The following is a 19334-nucleotide window of genomic DNA, read 5'->3' on the forward strand; positions in this document are numbered from 1 at the left end:
TCGTCCCTTGTTTTAACCAGACTATCAAATCCCCATTTGATATGAGAGTATTTTATTATATTATTTCTTAAACTCTTCATAGGAAATATCTCCTTGATAATTTATAAATACTTTTCTTGCAATTGTATCTTTATTTAAAGTCATAAAAATTCTTTTTACTTCTTTTCTATTTAAGGACTTTAACTCTAACTTATTATTGCTACCAGCAATATTACCACCACCATTAAAAATAAAATACTCTTTTGTAGACTCTTTTAGATTTTCAATTTCTAAGATATCACCTTTTTGAATAGTAATTTTGTCTTCGTAATCTTTTATAAGGGCTATTTTCTTTTCATTTATTTTTGGTGGGATATTATTTCTTATAGAAGAAAAATAATTTAATCCTATAACTTGACCTTTTGAAGTATTAAATAAATCCACATTTAATGTAGTGTCATTTAGTTTTGCAACAAATGGAATATCTTTTTCTTTTAATTCTTTGTAAACATCAAGTGATAATCTTTTTAATCTATCTTTTTGAGTTTTATCAGTAATTATTAAACTATCTGCTTTCGAGGCACTTGAAGTTTTTACTTTTATATTTCTAACTATTTGTTTTAAACCTTTTTTTGTAATAAAAAAACAAGGTTCATTTTGTAATAACTCATTATCTTTTTTTAGTTCATCTAGTCTAAATAATTTATCTTTTATAGCTATTGTTTGCTCTGTATCTTCATAGTTTTTTTTGTTTGGTAGTGCACCTTTTAGTTCAATTATCTCTTTTTTAATATTTGAGATATTTTCTCTAGTAATCAATAATTTATTTTTGTACTCTAATAAAGCATTTTTAATATTTTCTTGTTTTGGTAAATCCAAATGAGAGATTAAATCTTCAACTTTTTTATTTACCTCTTTATCACTTATATCTTTTCCGTAGTTATCAAATAAAAGATTTTTATCGATAGCTTTTTTATCGATTTGATAAAACTCTTCTTTCTCTTTATCTAAGTATAGTTTTACATTTCCATCTTTAAATCCTACTACATTATCTCTTTTTTTAATTACTGGGCAAATATATATCTCGTTGTTTTCATATCTCTTAACTTTTTCTTTTATAAATTCTACTATATTAACTCCATCACTTGTGATTGGAAATCTAGTTTTGATTTTTTCTAATATCTCTTTAGTTTTAAATCCATTTTCATTTTGTTTAAAAAAGTCATTTAAAGCTTTTTTAGCAGATTCATTTAAAAGAGAAATTATTATTGCATCAATAGTGTGATGATAATTAGTTTGTCTATCTTTTTTATCATCTTCATTTTTAGGTTGAACTTTATCAACACCCCAAAGTCTTTTAAGTTCACTTATAGCTTTTCCAGTAACTCTTATTACATTTTGATTTGTTTCACCTTTCCCAAATTCATTTTGTTTTGGGAACAAGTAATGTTCTAAATAATTAGAGATAATCTTTGTAGCACTTCTAGTATCATTTAAAAACCTATCTTCAAGGTTTTCTTTTTCCCAGTTTTTATTTATATTTTCTTCATTAGTTAGCCAAAAAATCTTACTAGTGTTTGTTAATTCTTTTTTTACTCTTGAAGTAAATTCTTCCCAACTATTTTTTGACTTTAAGTATGCTATTGGATGCGTATTCGATTTATCCTGATTATGTTTTTTTAAAACTAATATTTTATTTTTATAAGAGTTTATCCATATCTTACTTCTTGGGATAAAATGTTCAACTTCTGTTTTTTGTTCATCAAGTGCATCTTCTAAAGTTAAAGGTTCTCCACTGTAAAGACACTTTGATTTTTGTTCAATTAATAATCTTGCTCTTTCGATATTTTTTTTACTTAATTCACAGTTATCTGATAGAAGTAGTTTTTCAGCAGCTTTTATTTCTTTTCTACTATTTGCTTGAGCTTCTTTTATTTGTTCTTCTTCAGTTTTTGAGTTTAATTCTCTTGCTGTTTCAATAATAATCTTATCTATTTTTCCATATTGTGATATTAAGTCATTTATTAATCTTCTTAAAATAGAAATTACTCTTTTTACATTTGGAGAGACTAAAGGCTGATAAAAAATATGTTCTCTTTTGAAGTTTTCAATATTTTTCTCAAGCCAAATTAAATCTTTTTCAGAAGGATTTAGTGGAAGTAAATAAGAGTAAGGTTCCATATTTAAATATTTTCTGAAATATCCTAAATCAGCTAAACTATCATGATAATTTTTACCTGATTTCATTTTTTCTAAAATTTCTTCAATAAAGCATAATGAAAATGATGCATATGTATCTTTAATCCCTTTTGAAACTTTCGATAGTTCTTTAATTGTTTCATCATTTAAAAGATTCTCTTCATCAATTTTTTTAATCTCTTTTAAAATTTGCTCTTTATTTACAAAATAAAATATTTTCTTTAAAATTTTAGAATATAAATCTTTATGAGTTTTAAAAATGTCTAAATCAGTCTTTTTAAATATTTCCAATAACTGTACATGAATACCAATATCAAGTACGGTTTCATCTTGTTTATTTAAAGTTTCAATTTTAATATTTTTTAATCCCGTTTTATCAAAAATATTTTTAGTATTTATAGTTTTTGTAGGTGGTCTTTTTAACCATAATTCAATTGTGTTATCAATTTGTTCTTTTGTTGGAGTAAATATTTCTCCAGTTTTATCATTAAAAATCAAATTACCTGAAATAGAATTTTCAATTCTTTGTCTAATAGTTAATTCTATACTCGAAATATGTGATTTAAGTACTCTTTTTTGTGGATTTCTATGAAACTTATTATAAAAACTACAGTAACCGACCATATCTTCCATACTCTTTAATGATCTTTGTTCAAAGACTCCTTTTGAATTTTCATTTACACCATTTATAAGCTTATTTTTAAGACTATCATATATTTCAATAGTTTCAAAAAGCTCTTTATTTTCTTTTTGTGATTCTAATAATATTTCTAATTCTTCTTTCCATAAGTTTCTATCTAAAGAGTTATTGTAATTATCTTTTTTATTTCTAATGGCAATATTTGTAAAACCATTTTTTTCTAAATTAAATTTCTTATTTAATAAAACTTGTGAAGGTATAGATAATTCATTTTTTAAATAAAGCTCTTTATTTTGAGAAATAGCTTCATTAATAACTCCTTCATCATTTGAATCTTCAGTTTTAAATTGATTAGAATAGCCTCTTCTTGTTATGATTGAGTAAAGAGAAAATGTAAAATCATCTTTAGATAAATTTTTGCCATTTACAGCTTCTTGTCTTAAGATATATGGATCTTTATCTTTTGATAATTTATTAAAATATTTAATAGGTTTTGTAACAATACTTTTTTTAGCTAAGTTAAAATCACTTAATAGTTTTCTAACAATGCCATTTCGTCTACTTTTTCTTTCATTTCTTCTTCTACTACTTCTAAAAGCTCTTCTATCTTCAGCTTTTATATATTCACTGAAAATTATACTATTTGAAGTAAGCTCTTTAAATATAGTCTGACCATTTTCTATACTTATTTCATTTAGTGAAAACCCTATACTATTTGTACCAATATCTAATCCTAAAACTTTTTTCATACCCTATTCCTCAATAATCATATTAATTACTAAATAATAACATATAATTGTCTCAGAAATGACTCAATATAATAAATTCAAAGGGAAATATAACAAAAAAAGAAGAAAAAACTAGAGAAAAACTCTAGTTTTTAAATGCAATTACATCAACTTCAACTAAAACATTTTTAGGTAAAGTTTTCACTGCTACAGTTGCTCTTGCAGGTGCAGTTTGGGCTTGAAAATATTGTGCATATACTTCATTAAATGCTACAAAATTATCCATATCAGATAAGTAACAAGTAGTTTTAAGTACATTTTCAAAAGAAGAGTTTGCCTCTTGTAATACTGCTTTTAAATTTTCCATTACTTGTTTTGTTTGAGCTTGAATATCATCACCACCTACTAATTCCATTGTTTCAGGGTCTAATGGAATTTGTCCCGATAAAAATACTAACTTTTCAAAAGATGTACCTTGATTATATGGTCCAATTGCAGATGGAGCTTTATTAGTTGAAATTATTTCTTTCATTTTATTCCTTTATAATATTTAAAAAAGAAATTATACTATTTAGTTACTTTTATTTGTAAAATAATTCAAAAATGAGTCATTTGTGAGACATTCTTTAGATAGAATAATTTAGTATAATTTATCGACAAAGGAAACAAATGAAAAAAATTAGCTTTTTATTGTCTATTTTGGCAATTTTTGTATTTACAGGATGTGTTAATGTAAACATGAATGAACTACAAAAATTAAACCCATTTAAAGACTTTAACAAGAAATATACTTCTGATAAAGATGTATTTTTAATGATTCTTGATGGATCAGGAAGTATGAACGGAAAAGATGACTATGGTTTGGTTAAAATTGAAGCAGCCAAAGATATCATCAAAGATATTTCATTAAAACTTGACCCTACAAAAACTAACGCTGGTTTAGTTAACTTTTCAAATGGTTGTTATAGTACAAAATTACTTGTAGAACCAAGTAATAATAACTTCAACAATATTATCACTGCTGCGAATAATATTATTCCAAATGGAAATACTCCTCTTGCTGCGTCTATTAGAAAAACAGGTCAGATGATGAGTAATATTGATAAAAATATCAATATAGTAATTATTAGTGATGGAGAAGAGACTTGTGGTGGAAATCCAGTTTATGAAGCACAAAGATTAAAACAAATCTTTGGAGATAGAATTAATATTTTTGTAATTGGTTATTCTGTTGATTCAAAAATTGAGTATCAATTAAAACAGTTAGTTTTGGGGAAAGGTGTATATTTCAAAGCTGAAGATGGTAGTAAACTAAATGAAGTTCTTGATAAAATTACAGATGAACTAAATATTAAAGATTCTAGTTGGACATCAGGTGTTTATAATTTTAAAATCAACTTTGATTCAGGTTCAAGTAAAGTTAAATCTCAGTATCAAGAGCCAATTAAAAAATTAGCTAACTACTTAAAAAACAATAACTATGGAGTTGAAATACAAGGGCATACAGACTCAGAAGGTAAAGAGAAATATAATAAAAATCTATCTGAAAAAAGAGCTCAATCAGTTAGAAAAGAGTTACTAAAACATGGTGTAAATGAAAATAGAATTTATGCTATTGGTTATGGAGAACTTGCTCCAATTGCATCAAATTCTACAAGAAATGGTAAATTCCAAAATAGAAGAGTTGAAGCACATATTATTAAAAGTGGTGGATTAAATGTAGATTTAATCAACAATGCTAACTTCTCAAAACCAGTAAATGTTAAATATGCAGATAAAAACTCTTTTGTTGGTTATTATAAAATGACTGATAATAAAAGAACATACGACCAATATCACTTATATATAAAATTATATGCAAATAATACAGCTTATGCAGCTGAGTTCTTTGGAAGTGGAAAAGTAGATAGAGATGAGAAAATTGTGTGGAAATATAATAATTCAACACAAAAAATCTTTATGGACTGGAAAAATGGTGGAGAAATAGATGCATATATTAAAGGTAATACGAATAACTTTAATGCAACTACAACATGGTCAAATGGTAAACAATCTATTACAAACTTCTCAAGAATCTCAAAAGAAGAGATGAATTGTATGGATAGAAAAGGAAAATACGTAAATAACCAGTGTATTTACTAAAAAACTAGAGATTTTCTCTAGTTTTTCTTAGGGAAAAAGAGTTCAAAATCTCTATTTATATGACTTAAGACTTTTTCATTTTCTCTAATAAAACTTTTATTTGAAATAGCAGCTTTTACTATAGCTTTAGAATAATCAAGAACATTTTCATCAACTAAATATTCATCTACATCAACCCACTTTGCATCTTCTATTTCATCACTATCTTGAATATTTATCTCATGACTAATGGGTTTTGCTTTACAAAGTATATACAAATTTGATTTATGAAATTGATGTGGATAAAAATGTCCTAAAGATATTATAGACTCAAACTCAACTTCTATTCCTGTCTCTTCTAAAACTTCTCTAGTAGCAGCAGTTGATATCATCTCCCCATCATCAATATGACCACCAGGCAATTTATAGCCTACAGTTGAGATTCTTTCTTTTATAACTAATAATTGATTATTTTCATTTATAACAACAACCCCCACGCCTAAAGTATGATTTGCAGCTGTTGGAATTATTGCATTTTGTTTTAATCTCTTTACAACTAAAATATAATTTTCTGCACACGAGTGAAAAAAGAATCCTTTGTTAGTAGCTATTTTTATAAAATCTGACTTTTCAATTGGTATATAAATCCAAATTAAAAACCTTTTATTGATAGTTTCATTTATTAAATAATCAAGGTTTATCTCAAATTCTTCTATCTGTTTTGGTAAATCTTTAGAGTCGATTGTTATACCATTATATGGGTCTAAAATAGTTTTAAAACACCCAATGTTTTCTACACTTGTATTTTTCATAAATCCATGATAACTAGAATATAATTAATTAATGCTTTTTTCGTGCAACTATCTAGTGTTAAAATCTTTAGGAAAAATTAAAGGAGTTAAAGTGAGTAAATTTTTATATATAACAGACCAAAATGAATTTACAGATCATAGTTTTATAGGCCCTTTATTTCAAAAATATTTAACAAAACATTTTGATATACAAACTACATTTTTTTCTGATTATAAATTTGATATTGAAGTTCATGATAATGGAACAATAATTATTCCTGAGAAATTCAAAGGTAATTTAATCAAAGAATTAGAAAATGCAGATATAGATTTATCTACTTTTGATTTTGTAGTTGTAAGAAATAGTACTGATTTATTAAAAGAAGTATTAAAAAAGAAAAATGAATATAACTTTAAAGTTGGATTTAGATTATCCTTTCCAAAAAGAATTGCAAAACTTCAAACAGATGAAGCTAATAATAAAAAATCTTTACTTGATGTTATTTCAAATAAAGTTAAGACTTATTCTGAAATAAATCTAATCAATGAATGTGACATCTTTTTACCAACATCTTTTAAGATGAAAGATGATTATTTTAAAGATGTAAAAACAAGAAGCTTTGTAATTCCTTCTGCTATTGACCCTGATAATTTAACACAGAATATTCAACATACTGGTAGTGAAAAAAGATTTTTTTATGCAGGTACATTAGATAAGTTAAGAGAATTTGAAACTATTTTAGAGGCTTTTTCAAACATAAATAGTTCTAACTATAAACTTATGATTTCCACAAAAGACCCAGAATATTTACAAAAATTACTTGATGAATACTCTTTATTAAAAGATAATATAGAGATTTTTGAAACAAAAACAAGAAAAGAGTTACTTGATGTGATTGCAAAAGCTGATATAGGATTAGCTGCTTTACCTGATATTGAACTCTTCAATAGTTCAACACCTATGAAAGTTTTAGATTATTACTCTAGTGCTATTCCTTGTATTATGAGTAATAATGAAAATAATAACTCTATATTTGAAGATAATATTAGTGCTTGGTTTGTAAATTTTGATGAAGACTCAATAAGAGAAAAATTAGAATATATTATTTCTCTTTCAAAAGAGGATGTAACACAAGTTGGTATAAATGGTCAAAATAGGCTATTATCAGTTAGAAACTATGAAAGAATTGCAGCAGATTTAGCACATCAGTTAAATATACTATAGGAAAAATAAATGAACAAAAACTTATTAATTTTATCACTAATTGCTATTATATCTACAATAATAGTTTTAATTAATTCAAATCAAGATACATTATCTATTTTATTTGGAGTAATTGCTGTTATTTCTATGATCTCTATAAACTTCATAAATAATAAAAAAGAAGAAAAAGAGACTTTTATTGAAGAAAAGGGAATTGATAATTATGATGAAGAGATATTAGATGAGATACTTGAAGTATCTTATCAGTCAAGCATAGGAGAGTATGATTTAAGAGTTAAAGGTACTTCTTCAAATGAAAAACTTCAAAAAATTGCAACAAATATCAATACAACTCTAAATCAATTTAGAGAAACAATTGATTCAATAAAAAATTTCATGGAAAAATATAATAGCAATGATTTTACAATCCAAATAGAAAATAAATACAATAATGACTTAAAAGAGTTAATTGATGAAATTAATCAAGTAAATATCAAAATATCAAAAATGCTTCTTAGTAGTTTAAAAAATAACACTAAATTAAATGCAAACTCTGATTCACTAAAAGCAAATATGGATTCTTTAGGAAATAGTGTAATCCAACAATCTGCTACATTAGAAGAAACAGCTGCTGCAATTGAAGAGATTACAAGTACAGTTATTAACAATAATAAAAATGTACATGATATGTTAACTTACTCAGATGAATTAAGTAGTTCTATTGAAAAAGGTTTTTCAAATGCAAAAGAGAATGCTTCATTAATGGATAAAATTAATGAAAAAACTAATGCAATTGAAGAAGCAATTGTTGTTATAGACCAAATTGCATTCCAAACTAATATTCTTTCATTAAATGCAGCCGTTGAAGCTGCAACTGCTGGTGAAGCTGGAAAAGGTTTTGCAGTTGTTGCTCAAGAAGTTAGAAATCTAGCTAGTAGAAGTGCAGAAGCTGCAAGTGAAATCAAAAAATTAGTTAATGATGCTAGTGAAGTTACAAAACAAGGTAAAACAGCTTCAAATGATATGATTAATGAATATACAAGTATCAATGATAATATCGATAAAACAAAAGTAATTATAAATGAAGTTTCAAATTCATTAAAAGAGCAAGAAAGAGGAATTGAGCAAATTAATAGTGCAGTTGCTCAACTTGACAAATCAACTCAAGAAAATGCTACAAGAGCTCAAAATACTTTAGAAGTTGCAAATATCAATCATGAAATGGCTAAAAGAATGGTTGTTGATACAAATAAAACAAACTTCTTTGGAAGAGATGAATTTAACTCAAAAAGTTAAATTCATTCTATCTTTTTTAGTATCTATCTTAAAGAGATATTTAAAATTTTGTCATAGTAACCTTGCTGATTATAATAAGTAGAATCAACTGGATTTACATACTCTTTTTTACCATTAATAATATTACTTCTAACATGAACAACTAATTTATCTAAATTACTTATATCAACTACTAGTTTAATAATTTTTTCTTCATTAGCTCTCCATTTATTTGTCCATCCTTCACTTAAAAGATAAGAAGACCTAACGGTTTTTCTAATTTCTCTATTCCAAATCTTTGTACCTTTTTTATAAAGGTTAACATTATCAAAACCTATTTTTTCACTTTTGATTATTCTTTTTGTAGTTTGAAATTGAGGGAAAGAGATAGAAATTCCTCCTTTTCCATTATCAACTAAATTTTTTGATTTTACAGTTAAAATAAGCTTATTACCAACAATTTCATGTGATGTTTTTAAATCAATACTATCATTTGATGAAACTAAGTCTCTTTTTTTGTTTTCATTTTTTACAAATCTATCTGCATCTTTATAGTGATTAAATTTTTTTAATGGAACAATAAACGTCTCTCCATCTTTATCAAACTCTCCATATACATACATAAAAGCTCTATTTCCTGAACCACCATATTTATTCATAACTACTACATAAGCAGCTTTTTTACAAGTTGCATCAAGATTAGGTGCTAATTTTTTACAAGTATCTTTTGACAACCATTCTCTAACTTGATAATCTTCTAAAAAGTCTTGTTTTTTTGATAAACACTCTTTTAAATTTACTGCAGCTAATCCATATCCGTAACTTTCAATATCTATACCATAAGCTTGCTTTTTATACCAGTTAATATTTCCTTCAAAATATTTTCCTGGATTAGATGTAAAATCATCCTCATAGGCTTTATTCAATCTAAACTGTGTTTGGTAATAATCTGGATAAGATTCCACAAAATCATCTTGAAAAGTAAAACAACCAAAAGACAAAGAGTTCCCTTTGTATAGCCAAGTTTCATTCTCTTTTGCGTTTAAAGAAACTGCTAAAAAAGCAAACAAAATAGAAAAAAAGATTTTCGTCATTATATTCCCCTGTTTATAAAATAAAACATTGTAACAAAGAAATGACTCACAAATGACTCATTTTTAATATTTAATACATTTTTCCCAAGAAATTACTGCCCAATATACAAAATCAGCCTCATTTTTCTTATCTATATCTAAACCCTCATAATATTCTGATAGTCTACTAACCTCATCATCACTTAGCCCATCAATACTCCAAGAAACTGATTGAATAAACTTCTCTTTTGAAGTATATATTGTATTTCGCCCTTCACTTCGCACAAAATTTACACTTGCATTTATTCCCATAGAGTATAAAATATTTAGCACATAAATATAGTCAGGCTTTTTGATAATTTCTCTTTTTAAAACATCTAATATCTCTTGTGATACAAAAGAACCACCAACTTTATATGAAATTGCAACTCTTTTATTTGCTTTATCATTTAGTTTAGTAAGTGCTTCTTTCATATCTTTTACTTCCATTGACCTAGAAGCTATTACTAAATCAGCATTTGGAATATTTTCCCATGAGTCATACCAAGAGCTATTTATCGTTTTGATATTTGTAATATTTTGTTCAGTAGCATTTTTTCTTAATACTTCAAGCATACCTTTTGAGTAATCTAAACTATATACTTGACTTAACTTTGGTGCGAGTTTTAAAGATAAATTTCCAACTCCACATCCAACATCTAATAGTGTTTCTATTCCATCTAGATTTAAGATATTTAGGAACTCTTCATTATAAATTGATTTATGAACTCTTTGATTCATTGAATCTGCTTTCTTATCCCAATCATCACTATTTTTGGCTTTAAATGATGTTTTTTCTTTTTGTTTTACATAAAGCTCATTAAAATCTATATCTTCAAATTTTTCATATATCATTATAATTCCTTTGATAAATACTCGTATAAATATAAGTGTTGTCTTAACTGTTTTAAACTATCAAGTTTTATTCCTTCTTCTATCCAGTTTTTTATCTCACTTGGTATTTGAAGCGGTTGTAATAACTCTTGCTTTTTCTCATCTGGTATTTTTTCATGTTCATTTAAAAGTGAGATATGAGATAAAATAGAAGTAATTCCTAAGTCTCTTTTTTGAGCTATTTCTTCTACACTATTACCTTCTAAAATCAATTCATAAGTATCAAGATAAGTTTTTGTTAGTTTTTTTAGTGGTGCTTTTTCTTTTAGTTTTTCACTAAACTCTTCTTTTATTTCACTACAAAGTCTTATAAATGGCTCTCCATACTTTTCATACTTTACTAAACCAACTCCATTTATATCTAACATCTCTCCTTTAGTAACTGGAAGTTTTGAAGCAAACTCTTTTAAACTCTTATCCCCAAATATCACATAAGCTGGCACTTCATGCTCTTGGGCTATTTCACGTCTAAGTGTTCTAAATCTTTCATATAATTGCTCATCAAAACTAAGTACTTCTTCGCTTTGTTCAACCTTTTGAGCGATTCCTAACTTATCACTATCTATTAGCAGTTTTTCTTTTCCTTTTAATATTTGCATACCTAAAGCTGTGATTTTCAGTGCTCTAAACTCACCTAAATCCAAAGCTTGCATATCTATTAGTTTATCAACTATTGCTATCCATTCATTTTTACTTTTATCAACTCCAAGTCCATAAACACTAAGCTTATCATGTCCAAATTCTAATATCTTTTGATTTTTTGAAGCCCTTAAAATATCTATGATATGGTTTGTCCCAAATCTTTGTTCACTTCTATATACTGCACTTAAAAACTTTTGAGCCTCAACACTTACATCAACTTGCTCAACTTCACCTTTTGTACAATTATCACATAAAATTTCACAATCTTCTATCTCATCTTCAAAATACTTTGCTATTAGTTTATGACGACAATTATTTGATACACAGTATCTATACATGGCTTCTAGTTTTTCAAGTCCAGTTTGGGTATAACTATCATCTATTGCTTCTTGAATTTGTATCTTTCTTTTTACCTCATCACTTTTAGAATAAAGTAAATACACATAAGACATCTCTCCATCTCTTCCAGCTCGCCCTATTTCTTGATAATAGTTTTCTAGTGTTTTTGGTAAGCTTGTATGTATAACAAATCTAATATTTGATTTATCAATTCCCATTCCAAAAGCAATAGTTGCAACAACTATATCAATCTTTTCGTATACAAAATCCTCATATACTTCGTCTTTAATCTGTGGACTTAAACCTGCGTGATAAGCTTTTGCGCTATATCCACTTTCACTTAGAAACTGCGCAGTTGATTCAGCCTCTTTTCTAGTAAAGGTATAGATGATTCCACATAAGCCTTTATGCTCTTTTAGGAAGTTTAGTATTTGAGTTTTACCATTTACTATTCGTGGTTCAACTTTTATATCTAAATTATCTCTTACCGTTTTTGCTCTAAAAAGTCTTGGATTTACTAAGTTTAGTGAGGCACAAATATCATCTTGTACTTTTTTTGTAGCAGTTGCAGTAAATGCTGCAATTGGTGTATTTGGGAAAAACTGTTTTAATCTATCAAGATTTCTATACTCAGCTCTAAACTCATGACCCCAAGCAGATACACAGTGAGCTTCATCTATTACAAAATAGTTTATATCTACTCTTTGTAGAACTCCTACAAACTCATTTGAAGTAAATCTCTCAGGAGCTACATAGATAAACTTTAAATCCCTATTTAAAAGCTTTTGCATTGTAAAACTATTTTCATCATTTGATTGTGATGAACTTATCATTTCTGCACTAATATCTAAATCATTTAAAGCTTTTACTTGATCTTGCATAAGTGCAATAAGTGGGGAGATTACAACAGTAACTCCACTCATAAGTAATGTTGGAAGTTGATAGCAAAGTGATTTTCCACCACCAGTAGGTAAGATTGTCAATACATCTTGTTTGTTTAAAATAGTATCGACAACCTCTTCTTGAAAACTTCTAAACCCATCATGTCCAAAAGTCTCTTTTAGTATTTTGTATTTGTTATTCATGCACTGATATTATCAAAATTTCAGTTAAGGGGTAATTGATTTAATTACAAATAATAAAAAATAAAATTAAACCAAAGTATTTTATTACATCTTAATTTAATATCAATACTTCTTGTTCTACGGTTGTTTTATATTTATTAATTAATGCAATTAAGTTTTCTAAATATTTTTCATCACTTTTAAGATTTTTATACTTATCATACTGGTTAAAATACAAGATTGAATTTGCACTTTCGAGTAACTCTTCTAAATTTTGTGGAATAAAAAAAGATGAATGATTTAAAATTTTGGATTTAATTTCATTTAAATATATTGAAATACCAGCTAAATCTATATCTCCAAAATATATTATTTCATTCTCAAAATATTTTAAGTATTCGTAAATAGCTGAATTTCTAAAAATAAATAGTATTTTTTTATTATAGATTTCAAATAGATATTTTTGTTTTTTTATTTGTAATAGGTTTTCAAAATTTTCTACTATTACTATCAGAATATCTTTATTTACTTCTATCTTTGATAGGTGATTTATAAAAATTGAGCCATTTAGTATCGAATTTACTTGTATTTTTTCATTATCTACTATAATTTCAATATTTTCTAAACTATTTAGATAAATACCCTTTTGTACATTAGTTTTTTTTGATTTTGTATTACTTGTAATTTTAGATAGTTCTGATCTTGATATCTCTTTTTTATTTATCGTATTTATATACTCATTTAGATTTTTTATTTTGTATTTATTTTCTAAAAATAAATTTAATCTATCTTTATATAAAAGTATTATCTTCGCTTTTCTTGTACTTAATCTTTTTAGATGGATTATTTGCTCTTGTATTAATTCTTCTAAAAGTTTTTTATCTTTTAATTCACTTGCATTTAACTCATTCTCTAAGATTAATTTTTTTATTATTTTTGCACTTGATATTTTCATTTTATATCTTTGAAATTATTTCATTTACTAAAGTTTTATGATTTTTTGTTGTATTTAACAAATATACTCTTTTGTATGTTGTTACAATTTTTTCATCAGGAGCTCCATTCAAAAATTCTATTTTTTGTGAGTTTGCAAAGCTTATCAATTCTTTTAAATATTTAGGAGACAATATTCCTATTTCATCTAAAATACAGTGTAAATAAATCTCTTCATTTTTATCTTTTTGAGCACTTTTTCTTGAAAGATTTAACATAGCAATATAAACCATAACCTTTACCATCACATCTGTTCCATTTGAACCAATATCATCTAAAACTCTTACAAATCCTGTATCATGTCCATTTTCAATTGCACGAAATTCTAAAATAAAACTATCTTCTAAGTCTAAAATTTCTTTTTTATTATATTTGAAAAGATATTCATTAAGTTTTCTAAAAAGCTTTAAGATACGATTATTAAAGCTGCTATCAGCCCCAAGTGGGTTGAATAAATTCACTTCATTTACAAAGCTGTTATTATTGTATTCATCTTTTAATTCTTCTAAAATCTGTACAATTTTATCATCACTTTTTTCATGTTTTAATTCAACTTTTTCTATAACATTTATATTTTGCAAATCTTTTAGGTTTTGATTTATTTTTGATATTGTTGCTTTTATTTTTCCACTTGCATCAAGTAAATCAGAGATTTGTTTTGTATATGAACTTAAACTCATAGAATAAGTACTTGAAAGTGTATCTTTAAAGTATTTTATTTTATTTTGTTCATAAAACTCTTTTAGTAATTTTGTATTTTGAAGCAATTCTTCTTTTTCTAAACTATTTGGGGCATTAAGATTTAGCACATTTTGCGATTTAAACTTTGAAAATATTTTATTTAGATTTGATTTTAGTTCTTTTATAGCCTTATTGCACTCATCTTCTATACTATATAAAATAGCCTGCATATTTGAAATATCTATAAAAGCATCTATTTTATACTCATCATCAAAATATATTTTGATATTTTCGTAAAAATTTCCACTTTTAATTTTTTCATATTCTTCAATATTTGCTTTATATTCGTCTAGTTGTTTATTTAATTTTTCTATTTTTAAAGTAATTTTTGATATATCATCATTTAGAATTTTTAGTTCTTTTTCATATCTTAATTGAAATTCGTTTATATTACTTTCACACTCTTTTTTATTTTGTTTAATCTGTTTTTCTTTATCAAAGTACTCTTCTTTATCTTTTTTATATCCAAAAACCATTTCACGGTTTTGTTCAATATCTTTAAGTTTTAAACTAAATTTTTCTAACTCTTTCTCTTTTTGATTTAAAGTTTTTGTATCAACTCTACTTTTATTTAAAGCTTTTTGTTTTAAAACTTTTAACTCATTTATGCTTTTCTCTAAATCATTTTTTAAGATATTCTCTTTTGATTTTAAATTTTCTAGATTTTCATTTTTTTGAGAAATCAGAAGATTTATCTCCTTTGTATAGTTTGTTTTTATAGATTGACTCTTATTTTGATACTCTTTTTTTAAATTTTCATATACTTCTTTGTTCTTTTTTAAATCGGATTCTAAATTTTCTTTCTTTATTTTAAATTCTGCTAGTTTTTCATTTTTTAATTCACTTGCTTTTTTTATTAAAATATCAAGTTTATTTTTTTCTTTTAAAAGCTTTGTTTCATAATTATTTAACTCTTTTGAGTTCTTATCCATCTCTTTATTTATTTCACTTTTTTCTTTATAAATCTTAGAAATAGATTTTTCCAAATCTTGATTTATTTTTGTTTTTTCTTTTTCTAATTTTAATAATTCATTTTCTAAATATATATTTTTTTCTCCTATACTTCTTTTAATAAACTCTTCATCATAAGAGTTATCAAGTTTTATATCTATATCAAAACCATATAAAGTTGAATTATTATCTATTTTTTTTGGATTTAAATCTTTTGAAAAAAGAATCTCATCTTTTAAAAGAGTTGTTATTTTTGTTAAATTTGGAGTTTTTTCATCATTTAAAAACTTTAAAAATGAATCCTCATCTATATCTAATCTTTTTCTTAAAATCTCTATCTCTTTTGTTTTCTCTTTTTTTATTTCATTAAAAGAAAATGCAAATTTATCAATAGTTTTATCTGCTTGATTTTGCTCTTTTTGGATTTGAAAATCGAGTTTTTCAAGACTATTTCTTGATTTTTGAATTTCTAAATTAAGTGTTGATATTTTATCTTTATAATTTTCAAGATTTTTTTTGATAATATTTTTTTCATCTTTTAAAAATTCTTTTAAAGAAATTGTATTTATTTCTAGATTTATCTCATTTAGTTTTTTTTCTAAGCTTTCTTTTTTAGCTTCAAACTCATTAAAAATAGGATTGTATTTTTCTTCCTCTTTTTTTATTTTTTGTTCTTTATTTTTTTGATACTTCTCTTTTAAATTCAAAAACTCATTTTCTAAAATATTTTTATCTCTTTCTATGTTGTTTATTAAAGCTTTTGTCTCGTTTGACTTTACTTCTATTAGATTATCAAAACTTTTGGCTTGTTCTTCTCCTTTTTTGCTTAGGCTTAAAATCTCCTCATTTAGTGAGTTTTGTTTTTGTTTATAAATAGTTTCATTTGATTGCTCTTGTAAAAGATTCTCTATATTTTTATCTTTGTAAAAATTTTGTCTTTTAGTTGACTCTTTAATAGTATTATCTAGAATTATTAGTTCATTTTTCTGTTTTTGAATTTTTTTATCATTTACTATTTTTAGATTTTTCTTTTTATTATTTAAACTTTCAATCTCGTTTTCTAAGTTTTGAATATCTAAACTTAGAATATCTTGCCTTTCTAAAGAGTAGTTAAATCCTGCATATAATTTTTTTGATTCATCTTTTAAGAATTGCTCTTTTTCAAAATATTGTTTATAATTTTTTATTGCAGATTTTATGTTCTCTTCATTTTTCTCATACTCATCTATAACTTCAATATCATCTAAAAATCTACTCAAATTTGAAGAAATATTCTGTAAATCAATTGGTATAAAATCATCAATATCACTTACTAAGCTTTTTTTTATAACATCCGAATCAAGTTTTGAATTTATAAAAATATTTGAGATTGTTTTGTGTATTTGATTAAAACTTTGATTTGCTTTTAATAGTGCAAACTCTTTATACTCTCTTGTTTGTCCATATAAAATATCTCTATACTCTTTTGCACTTGCTATTACATTTGAAATATTTATTTTTTCTTCTCTTATTTTTGCAATAACTTTTTCAATATTTAAAGCAATACTATCTTCAATAAATAACTTTTGTAAATCTATCTCTTTGTAAGAACTAAAAAATCTAAATTTTATAGGTGAGAAGTGTGAAGTTTTATAAAGTAACACATAATTTATACCATGAATATTTTTATATCTATAAATCAAATATGAGTTTAAACTTTCAAAATAATACTCATGAAAACTCTTTTTCTTTGATTGATTTATACCAAGTCTTTTACTATTTGCACTATAAAAGAATAATAAGGCTCTTAATATAGTAGTTTTACCAACTCCATTTGCTCCACAAAAAAGTGTATTTCCTTCTATTTGTACTTTTGCAAAATCAAAAGAGGCACTATTTATAAAAACTACTTGATTTAATTTAATCATTAGTTACCTCTTTTATTGATTCACAAAACTTTTGAATATAATTAAATGAGCTTAGAGTTAAATATATCTCTTCTTCCTCATTCTCAATTGCCATAACTCCTTTACTTACAAAATCATCAAGAATTTTTTTACATTTTTGATAAAGTGTTACATCTCTTTTATCTAGTTTTGAAAGTTTATTTTTTAATATAGTATTCTCATTTATTGATGCTAATAATTGTGAAGGAGATACTTTATATCCAACTGAAAAATCATTTTGATACTCTAGGATAAAATCAAGTAAATCAATAAATTTTATAATATTATTTAACTTGTTTTCAATTTGAAATTTATTTTCCTCTTTAGAAAAATAAAAGTAATCTTGCTCTTTATTTAAAATATATCCAATATATGAAAAATACTCATAAAGTGAGTCATAATTATCATAAACAATTGAATAAAGTTTTCTATGAGTAGGTTCAGGATAATTTTCACATAAAAATTTACCTGATTTTAAAATATCAAAAATCTCATCTGTTCTATTTGGAACTAACATGTTAACACCTTTTTTTATTTTGCATAAACCATAATATATTTAAAACCATTATAAACTTGATATGAGTTTTGCAAAACATAACTCTCTTCATACAAAAGTAACATCTTACAAAATAGCTCTATTTTTTGCTCATCATCTAAATTTTCATTGAACTTTTTATATAAAATAAACTCAAAAAGATTATAGTTTGTAGCTAAAAATTCACTATTTAATCTATCTGTATCTATAATATATTTTTGTTCAAATTGAGAATTTAAAAACTCTTCATCAATTTTAGAAGCATATTTCTGTTCAACTTTTTTAAGTTTTTTATTTTTTAGGAGTTTTTTGACTATATCTTGATAGTTTGAGTCATAAATCAAATCATGATTTAGGTTTGTTTTAAAATTTGTGCTTAAATTTGAGAACTTCAAAGGCATATTTTGTTCACATAAAACTAAAATATCTGTTTTCTCTTTTAATTCAAAATTATCTCTTAACTCTTTTAGCCTTATAACTTTTTGCCAAAAAGATACTTTTTTTATACTTCTATTAATATACTCTATAACCTCTTTTTGTAAAGCAATCAAAGATAAAGATAAATCATGCATTTTTATTTTTAAATCTCTTTGAAGTTGTAGTATCTCATTGTCATAAGAATTTACAAAAAAAATCTCTTCTAAAAGTAAAATCTTTTGTACTTTTTGCTTTATAATTATCAATTTTTCAACTCTTGTTTTATGAAACTCTAAAGCGTTTATTTTAGATTTAAAATCCTCTTGGGTTTTATATACTAAACCTATATGATGAGATAGTTGTATTATATTTTTTAGTATTAAAAGAGGTATTTGTTTTAAATATCTTCTAATTTTTTTAATATCATTTTTTGTTTTTTCATAATCTTTTATCTCTTTTACATTTGATATATGAAAAACAAGATGTTCTAAAATATCATCTATAGCACCAATTTTTATATCTCTTGAGGTATCAAGAAACTCTTCAAAGAACTCTATTAATCTATCATCTAGTTCTATTAAATCATCGCTTAAAGACACTAGTTCTACTTCATTAAAATACTGTATTTTTTCATAATCTATTTTTTCATTTATTAATTCAGATATTTTGACAATTTGATTTCTTTTTTCGAAAAGAGTTTCAAAAAATAGTCTATTATTGTAAAGAGTTCTAAGAAGAGTTTCTATATTTGTTAACATAAAAAATTATATATTTTTCTTTCTTA

Annotated in this window: 13 protein-coding genes; 3 read left to right on the forward strand and 10 right to left on the reverse strand. The window is 24.8% G+C overall.

Annotated features, from left to right (window positions below; genetic code table 11):
- Positions 1 to 60: 60 nt before the first annotated feature.
- Together cas9 and APAC_RS11140 are read right to left on the reverse strand one after the other, a co-directional pair.
- Positions 61 to 3567 carry a type II CRISPR RNA-guided endonuclease Cas9 gene (gene cas9 / locus APAC_RS11135; protein ID WP_130234171.1) on the reverse strand — a complete coding sequence of 1169 codons (3507 nt, stop codon included), beginning with the start codon at positions 3565 to 3567 and terminating at the stop codon, positions 61 to 63.
- A 124-nt stretch (positions 3568 to 3691) separates the two neighbouring features.
- Positions 3692 to 4078, reverse strand: a complete 387-nt coding sequence (locus APAC_RS11140) for a RidA family protein (RefSeq protein WP_130234172.1) — start codon at positions 4076 to 4078, stop codon at positions 3692 to 3694.
- A gap of 137 nt (positions 4079 to 4215) precedes the next feature.
- On the opposite strand from APAC_RS11140, the gene APAC_RS11145 reads away from it, so the two are divergent.
- Positions 4216 to 5688, forward strand: a complete 1473-nt coding sequence (locus APAC_RS11145) for an OmpA family protein (protein ID WP_130234173.1) — start codon at positions 4216 to 4218, stop codon at positions 5686 to 5688.
- 17 nt (positions 5689 to 5705) lie between these two features.
- Here APAC_RS11145 and APAC_RS11150 read toward each other — a convergent pair whose 3' ends face one another.
- The gene (locus APAC_RS11150; RefSeq protein WP_130234174.1) at positions 5706 to 6479 is read right to left on the reverse strand and encodes an NUDIX hydrolase; all 774 of its coding nucleotides are present in this window, start codon (positions 6477 to 6479) and stop codon (positions 5706 to 5708) included.
- A 91-nt stretch (positions 6480 to 6570) separates the two neighbouring features.
- On the opposite strand from APAC_RS11150, the gene APAC_RS11155 reads away from it, so the two are divergent.
- Together APAC_RS11155 and APAC_RS11160 are read left to right on the forward strand one after the other, a co-directional pair.
- The gene (locus tag APAC_RS11155) at positions 6571 to 7683 is read left to right on the forward strand and encodes a glycosyltransferase (protein ID WP_130234175.1); all 1113 of its coding nucleotides are present in this window, start codon (positions 6571 to 6573) and stop codon (positions 7681 to 7683) included.
- Positions 7684 to 7692: 9 nt separating this feature from the next.
- Positions 7693 to 8958 carry a methyl-accepting chemotaxis protein gene (locus APAC_RS11160; RefSeq protein ID WP_130234176.1) on the forward strand — a complete coding sequence of 422 codons (1266 nt, stop codon included), beginning with the start codon at positions 7693 to 7695 and terminating at the stop codon, positions 8956 to 8958.
- A gap of 23 nt (positions 8959 to 8981) precedes the next feature.
- On the opposite strand, the gene APAC_RS11165 is transcribed toward APAC_RS11160, so the two are convergent.
- The 7 genes from APAC_RS11165 to APAC_RS11195 form a co-directional block, all read right to left on the reverse strand.
- Positions 8982 to 10031 carry a hypothetical protein gene (locus APAC_RS11165; RefSeq protein WP_130234177.1) on the reverse strand — a complete coding sequence of 350 codons (1050 nt, stop codon included), beginning with the start codon at positions 10029 to 10031 and terminating at the stop codon, positions 8982 to 8984.
- 63 nt (positions 10032 to 10094) lie between these two features.
- A complete protein-coding gene (locus APAC_RS11170; RefSeq protein ID WP_130234178.1) occupies positions 10095 to 10904 on the reverse strand; it encodes a class I SAM-dependent methyltransferase in 810 nt (269 codons plus the stop codon).
- On the reverse strand, positions 10904 to 13009 hold the full coding sequence (gene recQ / locus APAC_RS11175; protein ID WP_130234179.1) for a DNA helicase RecQ: 2106 nt from the start codon (positions 13007 to 13009) through the stop codon (positions 10904 to 10906). The genes APAC_RS11170 and recQ overlap by 1 nt, the downstream gene beginning before the upstream one ends.
- Positions 13010 to 13100: 91 nt before the next feature.
- The gene (locus APAC_RS11180) at positions 13101 to 13943 is read right to left on the reverse strand and encodes a DUF7281 domain-containing protein (RefSeq protein ID WP_130234180.1); all 843 of its coding nucleotides are present in this window, start codon (positions 13941 to 13943) and stop codon (positions 13101 to 13103) included.
- Position 13944: 1 nt separating this feature from the next.
- A complete protein-coding gene (locus APAC_RS11185) occupies positions 13945 to 17580 on the reverse strand; it encodes an ATP-binding protein (RefSeq protein WP_130234181.1) in 3636 nt (1211 codons plus the stop codon).
- The gene (locus APAC_RS11190; RefSeq protein ID WP_130234182.1) at positions 17573 to 18115 is read right to left on the reverse strand and encodes a condensin complex protein MksE; all 543 of its coding nucleotides are present in this window, start codon (positions 18113 to 18115) and stop codon (positions 17573 to 17575) included. The genes APAC_RS11185 and APAC_RS11190 overlap by 8 nt, the downstream gene beginning before the upstream one ends.
- 14 nt (positions 18116 to 18129) lie before the next feature.
- Positions 18130 to 19308, reverse strand: a complete 1179-nt coding sequence (locus tag APAC_RS11195; RefSeq protein WP_130234183.1) for a hypothetical protein — start codon at positions 19306 to 19308, stop codon at positions 18130 to 18132.
- Positions 19309 to 19334: the final 26 nt, after the last annotated feature.

Source organism: Malaciobacter pacificus (assembly GCF_004214795.1).
GTDB lineage: Bacteria > Campylobacterota > Campylobacteria > Campylobacterales > Arcobacteraceae > Malaciobacter_A > Malaciobacter_A pacificus.